The organism is Streptomyces europaeiscabiei, assembly GCF_001550375.1.
Classification (GTDB): domain Bacteria; phylum Actinomycetota; class Actinomycetes; order Streptomycetales; family Streptomycetaceae; genus Streptomyces; species Streptomyces europaeiscabiei.
In genome coordinates, this window is the sequence record NZ_LRTR01000197.1 from 1 (window position 1) to 639 (window position 639).

Annotated in this window: 1 protein-coding gene; it reads right to left on the reverse strand. The window is 74.3% G+C overall.

The window, feature by feature from the left end:
- Positions 1–404: hypothetical protein (locus AWZ10_RS09600; protein WP_060890867.1), on the reverse strand; the 404-nt coding region annotated here is incomplete at its 3' end.
- Between the last annotated feature and the right edge of the window lie 235 nt (positions 405–639).

A 639-nucleotide genomic window follows, 5' to 3' on the forward strand; every position in this document is an offset into this window, starting at 1 on the left:
GCGGCGGCGAGCACGAGCGGGGCGCCCGAGGCCCCGTGCGCCACCACGGCCACCGCCGCTGCCGCCGAACTCGCGTGCGAGCTGGGGAAGGAGTGCCGTCCGGCCGTGCGGACCAGGGGTTCGACATGCGCGGGTCGGGGCCGTCGTACGACTCTTTTGGCGCCCATGCTGGCCAGGTGCGCCCCGGCGGTCAGCGCCGTGCCCCGCAGCCATACTCCGCGCCGCTCCCGGTCGACGGCGGCGCCCGTGAGCCCGGCCGCGAGCCACAGCAGGCCGTGCTCCCCGGTCCAGGACAGTCCACGCGCGGCGACCGCGACGCGCGGGTCCGCGCCACGGGCGTGGAGCACGGAGAGCAACCGCCGGTCCAGGCCACGCACGCCGTCGACGACGTCAACTTCATCCATGCGATGCCACTCTTCTAGGCGGCCACCCAAGAGCTGCGGCAATCTAGAACGACATCCCATTAATCACCCATTTCGGTGAGGCGGCAGAGCGGCCGGGCCGACGCGCCCGATTCCTTCGCATACGCGGCGATACGGTCGCGGGCATGCCAGCCGACGCCACCGCAGCCCCTCCGGCTCCCGTACCCCCGAGCCCCGGCCGCACCGTTCCCGTCACCGGCTGGGGCCGCACCGCCCC